General features: G+C 43.0%; 13 protein-coding genes. 4 read left to right on the top strand and 9 right to left on the bottom strand.

What is annotated here, in order from left to right:
• The first annotated feature begins 18 nt into the window (after positions 1-18).
• The gene (gene pheA, locus H6G69_RS31280) at positions 19-894 is read left to right on the top strand and encodes a prephenate dehydratase (protein WP_190693249.1); all 876 of its coding nucleotides are present in this window, start codon (positions 19-21) and stop codon (positions 892-894) included.
• Positions 895-992: 98 nt separating this feature from the next.
• Here pheA and H6G69_RS31275 read toward each other — a convergent pair whose 3' ends face one another.
• The 9 genes from H6G69_RS31275 to H6G69_RS31235 all read right to left on the bottom strand — a co-directional run bounded on the left by H6G69_RS31275 (position 993) and on the right by H6G69_RS31235 (position 10,726).
• Positions 993-1,643, bottom strand: a complete 651-nt coding sequence (locus H6G69_RS31275; RefSeq protein ID WP_190693248.1) for an LON peptidase substrate-binding domain-containing protein — start codon at positions 1,641-1,643, stop codon at positions 993-995.
• A gap of 369 nt (positions 1,644-2,012) precedes the next feature.
• On the bottom strand, positions 2,013-2,330 hold the full coding sequence (rpsJ, locus tag H6G69_RS31270) for a 30S ribosomal protein S10 (RefSeq protein ID WP_015113498.1): 318 nt from the start codon (positions 2,328-2,330) through the stop codon (positions 2,013-2,015).
• Between the two features lie 164 nt (positions 2,331-2,494).
• The gene (gene tuf, locus H6G69_RS31265) at positions 2,495-3,724 is read right to left on the bottom strand and encodes an elongation factor Tu (protein ID WP_190693246.1); all 1,230 of its coding nucleotides are present in this window, start codon (positions 3,722-3,724) and stop codon (positions 2,495-2,497) included.
• 22 nt (positions 3,725-3,746) lie between these two features.
• Complete coding sequence (fusA, locus tag H6G69_RS31260) at positions 3,747-5,825, bottom strand: elongation factor G (RefSeq protein ID WP_190693244.1); 2,079 nt, start codon at positions 5,823-5,825, stop codon at positions 3,747-3,749.
• A 140-nt stretch (positions 5,826-5,965) separates the two neighbouring features.
• Entirely contained in the window at positions 5,966-6,436 is a 471-nt protein-coding gene (gene rpsG, locus H6G69_RS31255; RefSeq protein WP_190693242.1) for a 30S ribosomal protein S7, read from the bottom strand.
• A 409-nt stretch (positions 6,437-6,845) separates the two neighbouring features.
• Positions 6,846-7,232, bottom strand: coding sequence for a 30S ribosomal protein S12 (rpsL, locus tag H6G69_RS31250; RefSeq protein WP_062297066.1), 387 nt, complete (start codon positions 7,230-7,232; stop codon positions 6,846-6,848).
• A 124-nt stretch (positions 7,233-7,356) separates the two neighbouring features.
• Positions 7,357-7,701 carry an iron-sulfur cluster assembly accessory protein gene (locus H6G69_RS31245; RefSeq protein WP_190693235.1) on the bottom strand — a complete coding sequence of 115 codons (345 nt, stop codon included), beginning with the start codon at positions 7,699-7,701 and terminating at the stop codon, positions 7,357-7,359.
• A 310-nt stretch (positions 7,702-8,011) separates the two neighbouring features.
• On the bottom strand, positions 8,012-8,431 hold the full coding sequence (locus H6G69_RS31240; protein WP_190693233.1) for a phosphomannose isomerase type II C-terminal cupin domain: 420 nt from the start codon (positions 8,429-8,431) through the stop codon (positions 8,012-8,014).
• A 303-nt stretch (positions 8,432-8,734) separates the two neighbouring features.
• The gene (locus tag H6G69_RS31235; protein WP_190693230.1) at positions 8,735-10,726 is read right to left on the bottom strand and encodes a phosphodiester glycosidase family protein; all 1,992 of its coding nucleotides are present in this window, start codon (positions 10,724-10,726) and stop codon (positions 8,735-8,737) included.
• 752 nt (positions 10,727-11,478) lie between these two features.
• Here H6G69_RS31235 and H6G69_RS31230 point away from each other — a divergent pair.
• The 3 genes from H6G69_RS31230 to H6G69_RS31220 all read left to right on the top strand — a co-directional run bounded on the left by H6G69_RS31230 (position 11,479) and on the right by H6G69_RS31220 (position 16,896).
• The gene (locus H6G69_RS31230; RefSeq protein ID WP_190693229.1) at positions 11,479-16,158 is read left to right on the top strand and encodes a glutamate synthase-related protein; all 4,680 of its coding nucleotides are present in this window, start codon (positions 11,479-11,481) and stop codon (positions 16,156-16,158) included.
• A 188-nt stretch (positions 16,159-16,346) separates the two neighbouring features.
• The gene (locus H6G69_RS31225; protein ID WP_190693227.1) at positions 16,347-16,586 is read left to right on the top strand and encodes a helix-turn-helix domain-containing protein; all 240 of its coding nucleotides are present in this window, start codon (positions 16,347-16,349) and stop codon (positions 16,584-16,586) included.
• Positions 16,576-16,896 carry a hypothetical protein gene (locus H6G69_RS31220; protein WP_190693226.1) on the top strand — a complete coding sequence of 107 codons (321 nt, stop codon included), beginning with the start codon at positions 16,576-16,578 and terminating at the stop codon, positions 16,894-16,896. Before H6G69_RS31225 ends, H6G69_RS31220 begins: the two co-directional genes overlap by 11 nt.
• Positions 16,897-16,991: the final 95 nt, after the last annotated feature.

The raw sequence follows: 16,991 nt of genomic DNA, 5'->3' as shown, positions 1-16,991 counted from the left end.
TTAATCAGGTTGAATATCATGTCTTTATCTATTGCTCATTTAGGGCCACCAGGCACTTATGCAGAACAGGCGACTGTTTTATATGTTGACTGGTTGACACAGCAAACTGGACTAGAAGCTCTTTTATGCCCATATCCTAGTATTGCCCAGTCTCTTGAGGCAGTTGCCGCAGGAGAAACCCAGTTAGCGGTTGTGCCAGTTGAAAATTCGATTGAAGGCAGTGTAACTATGACAATGGATGCACTGTGGCAACTGGATAATTTGCAAATTCAGTTAGCATTAGTAATGCCCATTACTCATATGTTAATTTCTTGCGCTCATCGCTTAGATGCTATTAAAACTGTGTACTCACATCCGCAAGCTTTAGCACAATGCCAAGGTTGGTTGGGGGAGTTCTTACCAACTGTGCAATTAATTCCTAGCAACTCAACTACAGAAGCACTAAAGATATTAAAACAAGATTTGACAGCTGCGGCGATCGCATCTTCTAGAGCCGCACAACTTTATAATTTGCCAATCTTAGCTAAAACTATTAATGATTATCCAGAAAACTGTACTCGTTTTTTAGTGGTTAGCCAAGACAACCTAGTTTCTGAGTACCAAATAGCTTCAAAAAATGCAACACATACATCTATAGCTTTCAGTGTACCTGCAAACATCCCTGGTGCTTTACTTAAACCCTTACAAGTATTTGCAGAACTCGGAATTAACCTCAGTAGAATTGAATCTCGCCCTACAAAGCGCTCTCTAGGTGAATATTTATTTTTTATTGATTTAGAGGCAGATGTTAACACTACAAAAATGCAATCTGCTCTAGCTGAATTAACGACGCATACAGAAATTTTAAAAATCTTTGGCAGTTATCCTGTTTTACCCATCGATATTATTGATTGATACTCTTAAATACTCATATTTTTTTAAAAATTAATAGACCTTTATTTGTGAAATAAAGGTCTAAATTATGACTAAAAATTCAAATTTGATGTTGGGTTTTACAATTTATCATTAAATGTATCTTTCAGAACAGAACGAGCAGCTAAGTGATTACGAGTAGAAGTTAAAATTTCTGCTTCTCGTTCGAGGCGAGTAGCCGTATCTTGCATTTCTAGTAATGATTGCTGCTCAGAAGCAACTCCATAAAGATTACTCGCAACCCAATAAGATAGCTCTACTGGCAAATCTGGCAGTTCTTCTGGTAGTTCAATGTTTTGTTCAGTTAACTTCGCAGACAAACGCACCACATCTTTAAGTAACTGTTCAACTTCAGCACCTAAAGGGCGTAAATCTTTAGTTGGTGGTTCATCTTCTATCCACTGTACCAATCCCACACGATAAGGCTTTTCACGCACATACTCTAAGACACGAAACCTTTGTTGACCCAAGGTTAGCATCTTCATTCTGTCATCTGGGAGACGTTGATAATGGATAATTTCTGCACAACAACCAACATTCGCAATTGTACCTTTAACTGGATCGACCATTAACACACCAAACCTGCGATCGCTTTCCAAAATCGTGTTCATCATGATTCGGTAGCGAAATTCAAAAATATGCAAGGGTAATGGTCTAGTAGGAAAAAGAACTACTTCGGGTAACGGGAACAGAGGTAGTTCACGAACAGCAATTCTAGAAGAAGATGTCATTGTTACCTTAAAATAAATTTAATTTTAAAAATTTATTGTTCTCTGCTTTTCCCGTACTTTGCTTACATTCTATCACTAAATAAAAAGCCCTGAGATAAATTTCTTCAGGGCTTGTTCAGTATTCACACGATAGTCTATCAATTGGGGATTTTTGGATTGACATCGACAGCAAAGGTACGACGCTTGATAGTTTTAAGTTGAAGATTTGGGATTTGCTTGACTCACAAAGGGTAAAGCTTAAACCAACCAAATCTCAATTCACCAATCGAAAATCGGCAGAGTCAATATTAATTAGTCGTTAGTCAAGGGTTGGCATGAAATTACCATAGTTGTATAATTTTAGACTGTTGACTTGAGACTAATAACTAATTAAAGTTTGACTTCAATATCTACACCTGATGGCAAATCCAGCTTCATTAAAGCATCAATGGTTTTTGAAGAAGGCTGGTAGATGTCAATAATTCTGCGATGAGTACGGGTTTCAAAATGTTCACGCGAATCTTTATCTACGTGAGGCGAGCGCAACACGCAGTAGATTTTCCGTTTTGTCGGTAAAGGAATTGGGCCTATAGCTGTAGCGTTAGTCCGGTTAGCTGTGTCTACTATCTTCTCGCAAGATGTGTCCAATAATCGACGGTCAAAAGCTTTTAAACGAATTCTGATCTTCTGCTGTTGTAGAGTTGCCATCTTTAATTTTCCAGGTTCTGATTGATGTGGGGTGTGGGGTGTGGGGTGGGGGGAGAAACTTACAGTATGATTTTCCCCTATTCCCTACTCCCTACAGTAAGTCCAGATAAAAGAGCAGAGAGGAATTTGCTCATCTCTGCTCTTAGTTATAAGTTAAACAGGTACTACTTGAGGATTTTTGAGACGACACCAGCACCAATGGTACGGCCACCTTCACGAATCGCAAAGCGCATACCTTGTTCAATTGCGATCGGGTTGATCAATTCTACGGTCATTTTGATGCGATCGCCAGGCATCACCATTTCTGCTGCACCACCATCATCAGAGGTAAAGCTTGTGATAGTGCCAGTTACATCTGTTGTCCGCACGTAGAACTGAGGACGGTAACCAGGGAAGAATGGTGTTTTCCGACCACCTTCTTTATCGGTAAGTACGTATACTTCACCTTCAAATTGGGTGTGTGGTGTGATCGAACCAGGTTTGGCTATTACCATACCGCGTTCAATGTCTTCTTTTTTCAGACCACGCAGCAGTACACCAGCATTATCCCCAGCCAAGCCTTCATCAAGGCTTTTCTTGAACATTTCGATGCCGGTGACGGTGGTAGTACGAGTTTCTCTCAGACCAACTAGTTCTACGTTATCGTTCACCTTAACTTTGCCACGTTCGATACGTCCGGTAGCAACTGTACCCCGACCTGTAATAGTAAATACGTCTTCTACCGCCATCAAGAAGGGTTTATCTATATCGCGCTCAGGGGTGGGAATATAAGAATCTACTGCGTCCATTAGTTCGTAGATTTTATCTACCCAAGGATTATCACCCCGTTTTGTCTTGGGGTTAGCAACCATTGCTTCCAATGCTTGTAGACCAGAGCCTTTAATAATGGGGATATCGTCACCAGGGAAATCGTAACTGGAAAGCAGTTCTCGCAGTTCTAGTTCTACTAGTTCTAGGAGTTCTGGGTCATCCATCAAGTCTTCTTTATTCAAGAAGACAACGAGGCTGGGAACGCCGACTTGTTTTGCTAACAGGATGTGTTCGCGGGTTTGGGGCATGGGGCCATCAGTAGCAGCAACTACCAGGATGCCACCGTCCATCTGCGCTGCACCAGTGATCATGTTTTTTACATAGTCAGCGTGTCCGGGACAGTCTACGTGAGCATAGTGCCGCTTTTCGGTTTCATACTCAACGTGAGCAGTATTGATGGTAATACCCCGTGCTTTTTCTTCGGGTGCGTTGTCGATTTCGTCGTAAGCTTTAGCTTGAGCATTACCCAAAGCAGCCAAGGTCATAGTGATAGCTGCTGTTAAAGTGGTTTTACCGTGGTCAACGTGGCCAACAGTACCAATGTTAATGTGGGGTTTCTTTCTTTCAAACTTTTCGCGTGCCATGAATGCTCGTTTCCTTTTCTAATTAAGCGTTCCCTTTGCTTTTTGCAATGATAGTTTCAGCTACACTACGAGGCACTTCCTCATAGTGGCTAAACTCCATCGTAAAAATACCTCGACCTTGGGTCTTTGACCGGATGTCGGTGGCGTAACCAAACATGGTCGCCAGTGGAACCTTGGATGCCACTTTAGCGAGTCCCTGTTCAGTACTTTGGCTTTCAATCTGTCCTCGGCGGGAGATGAGGTCACCAATGACGTTCCCAATATAGTCTTCAGGAACTTCCACCTCAACTTTCATCATAGGCTCTAATAGTACTGGTGAAGCTTTCAGCACAGCTTCCTTCAGTGCCATTGATCCAGCAATTTTAAAAGCCATTTCCGAGGAGTCTACGTCGTGGTAAGAACCATGAACTAGCGTCGCTTTCACGTCAATCAGTGGATATCCAGCTAAAATCCCTGATTCACAGCTTTCTTTCATCCCTTGCTCGGCGGGGCCAATGTACTCTTTAGGTACTACACCACCGACAATTTTAGAGACGAATTCAAAGCCACTACCAGGTTCTCCTGGCTCCAAATTGATCACAACGTGACCATATTGACCTTTACCACCACTTTGACGGATGAACTTGCCTTCCACATTGCTAACTGCTTTACGAATCGTTTCGCGGTAAGCTACTTGTGGCGCACCCACGTTTGCTTCCACCTTGAATTCGCGTAACATCCGATCCACCAGAATTTCTAGGTGGAGTTCTCCCATCCCGGCAATTACAGTTTGGTTTGTTTCTGGGTCAACATTGACGCGGAAGGTTGGGTCTTCTTCAGACAGAGATTGCAGAGCCTTGGATAGCTTATCCATGTCGTTCTTGGTTTTGGGTTCAACCGCTACCGAGATTACAGGCTCTGGAATAAATAGGGATTCCAGAATTACTGGTGAGCCTTCATCAGTGATAGTATCACCTGTCAAGGTATCTTTTAATCCCAACGCAGCACCTAGATCACCTGCTCGTAGTTCTTCTACGTCTTGACGATCATCTGCCTTCATTAGAACTAAGCGGGAAATCCGTTCTTTCTTATTTTTAGTAGCATTTAATACATAACTACCTTTCTTCAGAACACCGGAATAAACGCGAACAAAGGTTAGGCGACCATAAGGGTCAGCCATAATCTTAAATGCCAAAGCTGCTAGAGGTTCGTTGTCATCTGCCCGACGCTCAACTGTATCACCATTTGCAAGTGTTCCTTGAATGGGAGGCACTTCTGTTGGTGCGGGTAGATAATCTACAACTGCGTCCAGCATTAACTGTACGCCTTTATTTTTAAAGGCTGAACCACAAAGTACAGGCACGATTGTGCCATCAATTGTCCCTTTCCGCAGGGCTGCCCGAATTTCTTCTTCTGTCAGTTCTTCGCCATCAAAGTACTTAGTCATCAAAGCGTCATCAGTTTCTGCAACGGCTTCGACTAATTTGGTGTAGTACTCTTCGGCCTTGTCTTGCATATCCTCCGGGATATCTGTTTCTTGGATATCCGTTCCTTGGTCGTTGTTGTAAATGTATGCACGCTTACGCACCAAGTCGACAATGCCTTTGAAGTCGTTTTCGCTACCAATGGGCAGTTGAATTGCAATGGCATTTGCCCGTAGGCGATCGCGCATTTGTTCGTGAACTTTATAGAAGTTCGCGCCTGTGCGATCCATTTTATTAATAAAGGCAATCCGAGGTACTGCGTAACGGTCTGCTTGCCGCCACACTGTCTCCGATTGGGGTTGTACTCCACCTACAGAACAAAATACAGCAATTACACCATCTAATACGCGCATGGAGCGTTCTACTTCAATGGTGAAGTCTACGTGACCAGGAGTATCGATAATGTTAATTTGATAATCTTTCCAACTGGTACTAATTGCCGCAGCAGTGATGGTGATTCCCCTCTCCCTCTCCTGCTCCATCCAGTCTGTTACAGCGGTTCCTTCATGAACTTCGCCAATTTTATGAATTATGCCAGAGTAAAATAATATTCTCTCTGTTGTCGTGGTTTTGCCCGCATCTATGTGCGCCGCAATACCGATATTGCGTACTTTCTCTAGCGGGTTTGTACGTGCCACAGTAGCCTCCTATAGTTGTTGCCTCATGATATCTTGTATATTACTCTTTGTTAAGATTCTATACTTTTACGGATTACCGTCTGGATTTTTGTAAGTCGGCGATATATCGCTTCTAGAGGCAGGATATATCGCTGTTTTGCTTAATAACGATAGTGAGCAAAGGCTTTATTAGCTTCTGCCATCCGGTGCGTTTCTTCGCGCTTACGGATTGCGTTGCCGGTTTCATTGGCTGCATCCATTAATTCATTAGCCAATTTTCCAGCCATAGTGCGCCCTGGACGAGAACGAGAAAATTGTACCAACCAACGTAGCGCCAGAGTAGTACCCCGTTCTGATCGCACTTCCATTGGTACTTGGTAAGTTGCACCACCTACGCGGCGAGCTTTAACTTCCACTAGTGGTGTGGCATTACGTACAGCTTTTTCAAAGGTTTCTAATGCAGCATTACCTGTACGTTCTTCTATTGTTTTTAACGCATCATAAACAATGCGGGCGGCCAGCGATTTTTTGCCGTGACGCATGATTCTACGAATGATCATACTCACAAGACGGCTGTTGTAAACTGAGTCAGGCGGAACTGGCCGCCTTTGAACTACACCTCGACGAGACATACTTTACCCTTAATTCGGAATTTGGCAACGAAATTATATGCTATCAAACAGCGCAGCATTAGAGCGGTGGAAGCCGCCACTCTAACTCCCGCAATTTTTTACAGTCGCAGCGACCCTAAGTTAGTGATTTGCTGTCCTTAACTGGACGCACAAAGCGACAACATCATTGTTACTAAACTTTTATCAGGGAGAGTACTGCTGTCGCTTACAGTAACCTCAACACAACTTACACTTGCTCGCTGAGTGCAAATCGCTGATGCTAATTTGACTTATCTGAAAATTTTGACAACAGATGCTGTCATCTATTCTCACAAATATTTGAGAGCGATCGCTAACTTTTTGATATCTCTTCTAGATGCTTCCAGACAAAGCGACTAATCGCCACTAGACACGACTAATCGCCTTTGCCCTATTTCTTAGCGGCTTCTTTCGGACGTTTAGTTCCATATTTGGAACGACCTTGCTTACGGTCTTTTACGCCGGCTGTATCTAAGGTGCCACGGATGATGTGGTATCTTACCCCTGGCAAATCCTTAACCCGACCGCCTCGAATCATCACCACTGAGTGTTCTTGTAAGTTATGACCAATCCCAGGAATGTAAGCTGTCACCTCAAACCCAGAGGTAAGTCTTACCCTTGCTACTTTACGTAGGGCTGAGTTAGGCTTTTTAGGTGTTGTTGTGTATACTCTTGTACAAACGCCCCGGCGTTGTGGGCATTGTTTCAGAGCTGGAGACTTGGTTTTCTGACGCGCTTTTTCGCGTTCGCTACGTATTAGTTGCTGTATGGTTGGCATGAGTCACAGCGCGTGAAGCTGCTTAGGGGTCTAAGTTTTAACAAATCCTGATTATATCGTTTTTCGTGCTTTTATGTCAAACTACTTTGACAAGACAATTATTTTTAGTCTAGAGTGAAGCTTTTTAAGCATAAACCACCAACTCTTGACTAACTGAAAAGGAGTTGCCACAGCTACAAGTAGAAACAGCTTGAGGATTGTGGAAGCGAAAACCTCCACCCATTAAATCTTCAGAATAATCTAATGCTAACCCATCAAGATAATTTAAGCTTTCATCGTCTATGAGAATTTTCAGTTCATTGATCTCAAAGATGCGATCGCTCTGTGTCACAATCTCATCAAAAGACAAATCATAAAATAAATCAGAGCATCCCCCTGGTTTCACTGCTAATCTTACCAAGGTATGGGGTTGTTGCTTTGACTTTAATCGTTTAATTTCACTAGTGGCGGCTGGACTCAGTTGAATCATTGAACTTGGTTGAGCATTTAACGCCCACTTTTACTATGATAGCGTAACAAGAAACCTAAAAAACTGGTTTTTGCTATTTCATTTTAAATGAAGCGGTTGATTTGCAAAACCCAATGTGAGATTTCTTTATTGCCTAAAAACTGACAATCAACTTAATATTTTGTATTTTGTATATAGTTAAAGTTTTTGGCTTTCGCACTACAAACTCAATAACTTGGTGATGGCTCCTCCGTAAATTTCTAGTTGAAGCATACAGAAAATTTACGGAGTGCAGTTTCTTATTTATTATCTCTCAGTTTCCAGATGCAGATTATTTTTCTGAACGAGCATAATCATCTTGGTAGCGAATAATGTCATCTTCGCCCAAATATTCCCCATTTTGCACTTCAATCAACACTAAGGGGATTACTCCAGGGTTTTCTAAACGATGGGCTGTACACTGGGGTACATAAGTTGATTGGTTGTTACCCAATAGTACTTCTTGTTCGCCACAAGTTACCCTAGCTGTGCCAGAGACAACAATCCAGTGTTCGCTGCGATGGTGGTGCATTTGCAAGCTGAGGCGATGTCCTGGTTTGACTTCGATGCGCTTAATTTTGTATCCACGTCCTTCTTCCAAAACCGTGAAAGAACCCCAAGGGCGTAACTCAGTTGCAGCAACACCGCGATTGGCGATCGCCGCAGGCAGTGGTAGAGTCTTAGCAGGTGCGGTTTCTTGATATTGAGCCATAGTTACCTCATTTGGAGACATAGCAAGCTGTCCTTTCTCTTAACCATTGATGGAAAAATCTGGCGCAATCTTGCAACCGTAAAAATCAGCAATTCAATTACACCTTGCTAACCATAGCAAAATCAAACTTTAGGGTGTAAAGAGTCACGACTAATCTATCGTTAATACACAAACTCTTTATTTAGCCACCTAGCGACTTATTCATATCTTTAAAAAGATATGAATAACTTTGAAGGACAAAGTAAAAAGGCTAAAAAAACTTATTTCATACTTCATACCTCATATTTCATATTTCATACTTCATTATTTTTGTTGGAGAAAAATCCCGATGCCGTTATGCACACGCGCCGCAGTATTTGGAGAACGGTCAAGTAGCTGTCCACCTAGGTAAAGACTTGTTGAACTACCACCATCTAAATTGAGAGCATTAACACAACCAAGCTGCTTCATTAATTGAGCGTGTTCTGCCAGGGTTGGCCCGGCTCCACCAGCACGGTTATGTACCGCAGCAATGATTAATGTGCCTGTAGCTGTGGTGCAAATTCCACTGCGAATGGCTTTTTCGGCAATAAAAGCGTTGCTAAATTTTTCGGCTTTCGCATCCAGCACAATTTGACCATTTTGGATTAATAATGGCCCGGCTCCCACTATGTTAGGATAACGACTAAAATCCACAGGATTTGTCACACTAGAAAGAGCAACTTTTGTCCCTACAGGTAGTTGCGCTGCGGCAGTTGCAGATGTACCGCGCATTGTTAGTAAGTAACCATCTTGAGGAATGGGAATTGCAGTTTCACCAGCTTTACCTCCTGTTAACTGACTGCTAACTGCATTTTTTTGCACTATGACGATAGCTTCGTTGTCTGTGAGGGGGGTGTAAGTTGGCCCCCAGTTGGGAGTGTAACGAGCAATGCCGTTTTGAACGTAACCACTATTGAGAAATAAAATTGGCAATTGTAGATTATTAGGAGCAATTAAAGTTTCTTGTAAGGTCAAACGACCTACGTAAAATTGCCCAGAGTTATTCCAAGCGATCGCACCTCTATTTAAAATTGGCCCAGATAGCCACTGATTGTCTCGACGAATTGCTCCTAAGGGCAAGCGATTATTGCGGTTAAAATAACCACCGTTAATTGCGGCTACTGCTAAGTATTTGGGTGCAGTTTCCAGTAAGGGTGCAGTACCTACTAGCGTATTGGGATTTGTCGGCATTGGTTGTAGTTTCACAGTGGTGTGGTTCGCTTCTAACCAAACCACTGGAAAACGCTCTTGACCTAAACTGATAAATTGCTGTCGCCAGCGTAACCCATCGGCCCAGGCAATATTGCGTTCAACCATTGCATCAGGGCGAATTTCGATAATTAGGCGATTTGGGTTATTTACTGTAGTGATGCGGGGCGCTGAACCAAAAGGAACACTCAGACTAATAATTGTTTGGTTATTCACCACCTCTATTTTTTGAAGCAAGCTATCAGGGTTTGGTTGTGGTGGTGGTAATTGTTTGATCAGGTTTGGTAGAGATGGTGGTGCTGGTGTTATTGGGGTGTAACGTTGAATTAAAGCTGGATCAGTTAAAGCATCCAGGGTAATGCGCCATTCTCGATTTGGTATGGTTGTGGGTTGAGGTGCGATCGCATCTGGAGCATCTGGTGTTTGAGTTGGTTTAATGGGTAATCCTTGTCTGACTATCCACGGTGTGGGACTGTCTAAATCAACCACAACGCGGTTTTCCCGGATAGTAGAAGTACCAGGAGGATTGAGAGCTTCATGACCAATAATTAGGTTTTTGATTCGCGCTTGGGGAGTAACAATTACCAAAGTGTTACCATTGACTTGTACCTGCCAATTTGCTTTTTGGGCAAACTCAGTGATATCAAGATAGCGGTATCCGGCTTGGAGGAGAGTTACTAAGGTCTGTGGGATTGAAGAAAACCACTGAATTGGCTGTTGCTTAGGATTATTGCTATTTAAAAAATCAACTCCCAGCGCCTGGCGAAATAAACCATCACTGAGATAAATAACTTGCTGATCAAATACCCCTAATCTGACCATCCAAGCACCGGGGATGATGCGACCATTGAGGGAAATTTGATTACCAGCAGATTGGGCTTGTCGTCGCAACTGTCCTGGTTGTGGATTGATCGGAGGCTGTTGAGCGATCGCCATCCAGCTAGGAGATACACTAAGGATTGTGGCAATTATGGGTGATGCAATTAAGCGCAAGGCTTGATGTTTGGCAAGCTTAGTCACAGCATTATGATATTTTTGGCGATACCAATTTGGCATTTTTAACATATTTGATCCAGTGCTTTTGCAAGTTATCACTTCCAAGACAGGAAAGTTAATTGTGACTAACTCGGGAAATTGGGTGATTTAACTTCTCTAGAAACGTGATAACCTATATGTTGGCTAGTTATCTCTGATGAGAAATACCAGCCCTGTTTAAGCTAAAACCACTGTAACTGACTGTTTTAACTGGCACTAGTTCCTGCCAAACTATAAGATATATAGTTTTGGTCATCAAATGTATATATAAAATAGTCTTTCCTAACTAATAGTTGCTATGCTGTTACTTAGAGGTTAGGCACAGTTATTAGTAACAAAAGTTGCAACTGGTGAGCAGCCAAGAATAGACAACAATAAAAATATTTAGGAATTGTCAAATGGGTATATAGTGTAATACGCTGATTTTGTTGCTGAATCAGGAATCTTACAGCTTTTACAACAGTGAGTTTTTCAGTAAAAATTTGGTGTTAGGTCAGTTGCTACTGTCTACCTGACAAACATCTATCGTCTGAAAAAACCTGGAAAATACTTAGTTTTGAAACCAAATACATAAAATTAACACAATATGTAGTTTGTCTAAACCAGCATAAACACAGAAGAATCAACGCAATAATTTTAACACGGTTAAGTCCATAAATGACCGCAGTTAAAATTTTTTTTCCCTAAATTCTCGTGATTTATGCACTACTGTGACGCGAAATTGCGAAACTTTCCCTCCCAAGCAGTGGCAAAATTTGTGACTTAACTTTCAGGAATAGGCTATGAACGATCAAAGGGTGAATCAATTGCAAACAATGTCATTTTCGGATAATAACTCTCAAGAAACCTACCAAGGACAAAGGTGGTTAGTAGAGGAAAGAGATGCGTGTGGTGTAGGTTTTATTGCACATCGCCAAAATATTGCCAGCCATGAAATCGTTACTAAAGCCTTAGCCGCATTAACCTGCTTGGAACATCGGGGTGGTTGTAGTGCTGACCATGACTCTGGTGATGGTGCAGGGATATTAACAGCTATTCCTTGGGAGTTGTTACAAAAAGAATATTTTGCAGGCAGGATGGAAATATCTTCTACCAGCAATGTGGCTGTAGGGATGATATTTTTACCCCAAGACCGGGAATTAGCTCAAAAAACCAAAGCCCAAGTTGAGAAAGTGGCGGCGGAAGAGAAATTTACTGTCCTGGGCTGGCGAGAAGTACCAGTACATCCCCATTTATTGGGCAGACAAGCCAAAGAAAATCAACCCCTAATAGAACAAATTTTTCTGGCGGCGGATCAAACTGGCGATGAATTAGAAAGGCAGTTGTACATTGCCCGCAAGCGGATTTTTAAAGCAGCCAAAGCTGTCTCGGAAGATTTTTATATTTGCTCTTTATCCAGCCGCACCATTGTTTATAAAGGTATGGTGCGTTCGGCTGTGTTGGGAGATTTTTACGCGGATTTACAAAACCCGGCATACAAGAGTGCCTTTGCAGTTTATCATCGCCGCTTTAGTACCAACACAATGCCGAAATGGCCTTTAGCACAGCCTATGCGGTTGTTGGGACATAACGGCGAAATTAATACATTGTTGGGTAATATCAACTGGATGATGGCGAGAGAAGCGAGTATTAGCCATCCAGTATGGGGCGATCGCAATGATGAACTCAAGCCTTTGGTAATTTTAGATAGCAGCGACTCCGCCACCCTCGATAATGTCCTAGAACTATTAGTGCGTTCGGGACGCAGCCCCTTGGAAGCCTTGATGATTATGGTGCCAGAGGCTTATCAAAATCAGCCTTCCTTACAAAACTATCCCGAAATCACTGACTTTTATGAATACTACAGTGGTTTGCAAGAAGCTTGGGACGGCCCAGCATTACTAGTCTTCAGTGATGGGAAGAAAGTCGGTGCAACCCTTGACCGCAACGGCTTAAGACCTGCACGTTATGTAATTACCAAAGATGATTACATCGTCGTAGCATCAGAAGCAGGTGTAGTTGACTTCCCCGAAGCCGAGATTGTGGAGAAAGGCAGACTAGGCCCAGGGCAAATGATTGCCGTGGATTTAGAAAGTCATGAAATTTTGAAAAATTGGGAAATTAAACAACGCATTGCCCAACAACTCCCTTATGGGGAATGGTTGCAAACCCATCGCCAAGACCTGAAGTCATTAGTCAACAATCATGGGACAAATGGCAATGGTAATGGTAATGGCAACGGTAACGGCAAAGGTCAATTTACCGTTGACAAACAAATCTTACTTCAGCGACAAACTGCCTTTGGCTACACCAGCGAAGATGTCGAAATGGTGATTGAACAAATGGCAGGTAATGGTGCAGAACCAACCTTCTGTATGGGGGATGATATTCCTTTGGCGGTATTGTCCAGCAAACCCCACCTGTTATATGACTATTTCAAACAGCGTTTTGCTCAAGTAACTAACCCACCAATTGACCCCCTGCGCGAAAAGCTGGTGATGTCCTTGAAGGTGGAATTGGGCGAACGGGGTAATTTATTAGAACCAAAGCCAGAATATGCCAAGAGACTCAAGCTAGATTCACCAGTCTTGACAGAAGTTGAGTTAGATGCAATCAAGGCTTCTGGTTTTGCAACGGCAGAATTATCAACCTTATTTGCGATCGCTAACGGCCCAGAAGGATTAAAATCTGCCGTCGCAGCTTTACAAGCCCAAGCCGCCGAGTCAGTGCGGGCGGGTGCAAAAATATTGATTTTGAGCGATCGCGCTGGTGGCGGTATTAGTTCAGAATCCAGCTACATTCCACCTTTATTAGCTGTAGGTGCAGTCCACCACCACCTAATCCGTGAGGGCTTACGGACAAAGACATCCCTCATTGTCGATACCGCCCAGTGTTGGAGTACCCATCACTTTGCTTGCTTGATTGGCTATGGCGCAGGTGCAGTTTGCCCTTACATGGCTTTAGATACAGTCCGGGATTGGTGGTTTGAACCCAGAACTCAGCAGTTCATGGAACGGGGTAAACTGCCCAACCTCAGCTTAGAACAAGCTATTGGCAACTACCGCAAAGCCGTAGAGTCAGGATTGCTGAAAATCCTCTCCAAGATGGGGATATCCTTGCTATCTAGCTATCAAGCAGCCCAAATCTTTGAAGCGATCGGGATTGGCGGTGATTTATTAGAACTGGGATTTAAGGGGACAACTTCTCGGATTGGTGGTTTGAGTGTCAGCGAACTGGCGCAAGAAGTCCTGTCAATTCACTGCAAAGCCTTCCCAGAACTCACAGCCAAGAAATTGGATAACTTGGGCTTTGTTAACTACCGTCCTGGTGGTGAGTACCACATGAACAGCCCAGAAATGTCCAAAGCATTGCATGAGGCTGTGAAAACCAAGCAATATGACCATTACGAAGTTTACAAACAATATCTCCAAGGGCGACCAATTACAGCTTTAAGAGACTTGCTAGACTTCCAAAGCGATCGCCCCTCAATTCCTTTAGAAGAAGTAGAAGCCGCAGAAGATATCCTCAAACGCTTCTGTACTGGTGGGATGTCCTTGGGTGCATTGTCGCGGGAAGCCCATGAAGTTTTAGCGATCGCTATGAACCGGATTGGTGGTAGATCCAACTCTGGGGAAGGTGGCGAAGATCCCGTCCGCTACAACGTTTTAGATGATGTAGATGAGTCCGGCTACTCACCCACCCTACCCCACCTCAAGGGGTTGCGGAATGGTGATACAGCTTCTAGTTCCATCAAGCAAGTTGCATCAGGACGGTTTGGTGTCACACCAGAATATTTAGCCAGCGCCAAACAAATCGAAATCAAAATCGCCCAAGGTGCAAAACCAGGGGAAGGCGGACAACTACCAGGGGCAAAAGTCAGTCCTTACATTGCGATGTTGCGGCGATCTAAGCCCGGTGTAACTTTAATTTCACCCCCACCGCACCACGATATCTATTCCATTGAAGACTTAGCACAGCTAATTTTTGACCTGCACCAAATTAACCCGAAAGCCCAGGTATCAGTCAAACTAGTGGCGGAAATTGGGATTGGTACAATTGCGGCGGGTGTAGCAAAAGCCAACGCCGATATCATTCAAATTTCTGGTCATGATGGCGGTACAGGTGCATCACCTCTGAGTTCGATTAAACACGCTGGTTCACCGTGGGAACTCGGATTAAGTGAAGTACATCGCGTCCTAATGCAGAATAGTTTGCGCGATCGCGTCATTTTGCGGGTAGACGGTGGACTCAAGACTGGCTGGGATGTCTTGATGGCTGCGTTGATGGGTGGCGAAGAATTCGGCTTTGGTTCCATTGCCATGATTGCCGAAGGTTGCCAAATGGCGAGAGTCTGCCACAAAAATACCTGCCCTGTAGGTGTAGCGACTCAAGATGAAAAACTGCGCCTGCGGTTCAAAGGTATCCCGGAACACGTTGTCAACTTCTTCTATTTTGTTGCGGAAGAAGTGCGGAGTTTGTTAGCTAAATTGGGCTATCGTTCCTTATCAGAAATTATCGGTCGTGCAGACTTATTAACAGTCCGTCCCGAAGCCAAACTAGCTAAAACCCAAGCCTTGAATCTCAACTGCTTACTGCAACTACCAGATACAAAAGAAAACCGTAGCTGGTTAGTGCATGAAGAAGTTCATAGCAATGGCCCGGTAATTGATGACCAATTGTTGGCGGATAGCGAAATTCAAGCCGCAATTCGCAACCAATCGACGGTGACGAAGAACTTAAAAATCGTCAACACCGATAGAACGGTTGGTGCAAGATTAGCTGGTGCGATCGCATCTCAATATGGCGATGGCGGCTTTGAAGGACAAATCAATCTCAACTTCCAAGGTAGTGTAGGTCAAAGCTTTGGGGCGTTTAACCTTTCTGGGATTACTTTAACTCTCGAAGGTGAAGCCAACGACTATGTAGGCAAAGGTATGCACGGTGGTGAAATCATCATCAAACCCCCAGCACAAGCCACTTATGACCCATCCAAGAACGTGATTGTAGGTAATACCTGCCTTTACGGTGCAACTGGCGGCTTCTTATTCGCCAACGGTTTAGCAGGTGAACGCTTTGCCGTCCGCAACTCCAAAGGTACAGCCGTCGTCGAAGGCGCAGGTGATCACTGCTGCGAATACATGACTGGTGGTGTCATAGTTGTCCTCGGTAAAGTCGGACGTAACGTTGCAGCCGGGATGACTGGTGGTTTGGCATACTTCCTCGATGAAGATGCTTCCTTCCCTGAGTTAGTCAACCGGGAAAACGTCAAAATCCAGCGAGTTTTGACAGAAGCCGGACAAAAGCAACTGCAAGAGTTAATTAGAACTCACGCAGAACGCACTGGTTCACCCAAAGCCACAGCAATTCTGCAAAATTGGTCAGAATTTGTCTCTAAGTTCTGGCAATTAGTACCACCTTCTGAAGCAGATAGTCCAGAGGCTAATCCGCAAGCAGTGGTAGAAAAACATCTGAGTTCGGTGTAGTTAATAGCTGATTCTTAATGAATAAAAAGGGGACGCGGCTAATGTCCCCTTTTTTCATAGCTATTAGAATTCTTGCAAAAACATTCATAGCATTGATCATTGATGTTCTCCTGAGATTGTGACTTATAGTCCGTAGACTTATAGTCAACTTCAATTAATTATATCCACATATGATCACTGAGAGAATCATGTCCGAAGTTAAAATACTGTCCTTATTTGGTGAGCATGTTAAGAGAATGAGGACAGCAAAAGGTTATAGCCAAGAGCAGCTTGCTGCTTTTGCTAATTTAGATAGAACCTATATAAGTGGTATAGAAAGAGGGCAACGAAATGTTAGTTTAATTAATTTATTCAAACTAGCTAAAGCATTAGATGTTCCCACAAAACAACTCTTGGATTTTGATATAGAAAGTAACAATGTCCAGTAATATAAGTAATTTTATAGAAACAATTGCTAACAATTATGGAATAGATAAGAACTCTGTAATTTATAAGTACATTGAGCGAAAAACAAGAGCATCTGAAAAGGGTAGCAAAGCTCGTCGCTCTTTGGGAAATTTATATGCTCTTTACGTCTTAGCTCAAGATTATATAAATGAAAATTTTGAAGGATCAAGCTTTACAGAACTGATGCAACGCATAAAAGCACTGCCATTTGGTTCAAAACTACAAAATCACCCTTTAGATAACCGTTTAAATGATGAGATAAAACGCCAATATAATGTAATACCAATTTAATATGAAGCTGCATAGAATAGAGCTTCCAGGATAAAGTTATAAGAAGACACAGAAATTACCTGCTCAAATGTGAGTTGGTCAAAGATTTCTTGGAT

The sequence above is a fragment of the Nostoc sp. FACHB-110 genome (assembly GCF_014697425.1).
GTDB lineage: Bacteria > Cyanobacteriota > Cyanobacteriia > Cyanobacteriales > Nostocaceae > Nostoc_B.
This window is presented reverse-complemented; position numbering and strand designations above follow the sequence as displayed.

Excerpts from the sequence above, each read along its gene's own strand:
- pheA (WP_190693249.1), top strand. The coding sequence starts at position 19 with ATGTCTTTATCTATTGCTCATTTAGGGCCACCAGGCACTTATGCAGAA.
- H6G69_RS31275 (WP_190693248.1), bottom strand. The coding sequence starts at position 1,643 with ATGACATCTTCTTCTAGAATTGCTGTTCGTGAACTACCTCTGTTCCCG.
- rpsJ (WP_015113498.1), bottom strand. The coding sequence starts at position 2,330 with ATGGCAACTCTACAACAGCAGAAGATCAGAATTCGTTTAAAAGCTTTT.
- tuf (WP_190693246.1), bottom strand. The coding sequence starts at position 3,724 with ATGGCACGCGAAAAGTTTGAAAGAAAGAAACCCCACATTAACATTGGT.
- rpsG (WP_190693242.1), bottom strand. The coding sequence starts at position 6,436 with ATGTCTCGTCGAGGTGTAGTTCAAAGGCGGCCAGTTCCGCCTGACTCA.
- rpsL (WP_062297066.1), bottom strand. The coding sequence starts at position 7,232 with ATGCCAACCATACAGCAACTAATACGTAGCGAACGCGAAAAAGCGCGT.
- H6G69_RS31245 (WP_190693235.1), bottom strand. The coding sequence starts at position 7,701 with ATGATTCAACTGAGTCCAGCCGCCACTAGTGAAATTAAACGATTAAAG.
- H6G69_RS31240 (WP_190693233.1), bottom strand. The coding sequence starts at position 8,431 with ATGGCTCAATATCAAGAAACCGCACCTGCTAAGACTCTACCACTGCCT.
- H6G69_RS31235 (WP_190693230.1), bottom strand. The coding sequence starts at position 10,726 with ATGTTAAAAATGCCAAATTGGTATCGCCAAAAATATCATAATGCTGTG.
- H6G69_RS31230 (WP_190693229.1), top strand. The coding sequence starts at position 11,479 with ATGAACGATCAAAGGGTGAATCAATTGCAAACAATGTCATTTTCGGAT.
- H6G69_RS31225 (WP_190693227.1), top strand. The coding sequence starts at position 16,347 with ATGTCCGAAGTTAAAATACTGTCCTTATTTGGTGAGCATGTTAAGAGA.
- H6G69_RS31220 (WP_190693226.1), top strand. The coding sequence starts at position 16,576 with ATGTCCAGTAATATAAGTAATTTTATAGAAACAATTGCTAACAATTAT.